The following is a 628-nucleotide window of genomic DNA, read 5'->3' as shown; positions in this document are numbered from 1 at the left end:
AATCGGGCACCGTAGCGCTCATTTGTACCGTGCTAGATGTGGCCGGAAACCCCCCGGAGGGTAATGATACGTTTTCGCTGCCCTACTTTTTGAACAGCAACCAGGACTCCTCGGAGTTTGATCCACCGTTGTTTCGTGTCAATGAGATTGAGTCAACGCTGTTGGACCTGGGCACCCAAAGTAATCACTCTCTCAGCGTGAAGGCGATAGCGCGACGCTCGATAGCAATCGCCAACCCACACAACCAGATCGTTGTGACGCTGACCCTGCGCAAGGCTGACGGTACAAAAACGAGCAAGCGCTTGCCGCCGTTTTCCCACACGCAAAAGGGCGGCGATACAACGCCGGTGCCCAATGAGTATTTCAACGAGGAAGGGTTTGTTAGCATATCGTTCGAGCTGTTCAGCTCAACAGGGGCATTGCTTGGACGCTCGGGCAACAGCACGGTGCGGGTGAAGGGCTCGCCGGCATTGATACTCCCGGCGCCAGCGTTCGACAACAAGGCCGGGCCTCAGACGATTAGCACGCAGAACTATGCGGGTGGCGCTATCGCAACGGTGGCCTACCGAGGCATGACCACTGCACACATTTTGCGCCTTGACTGGACCTTTGCAGACGGCACCGTCGC

The 628-nt window shown here is 57.0% G+C and carries 1 pseudogene; it reads left to right on the top strand.

Annotation, left to right across the window (positions count from 1 at the left end):
• Positions 1–628: pseudogene (locus tag FW764_RS28095) on the top strand (hypothetical protein); the annotation flags it as partial.

Source organism: Pseudomonas sp. 1152_12 (assembly GCF_052850675.1).
The sequence above is the reverse complement of the archived record's forward strand: the minus strand, read 5'-3'. Positions and strand labels throughout refer to the sequence as shown.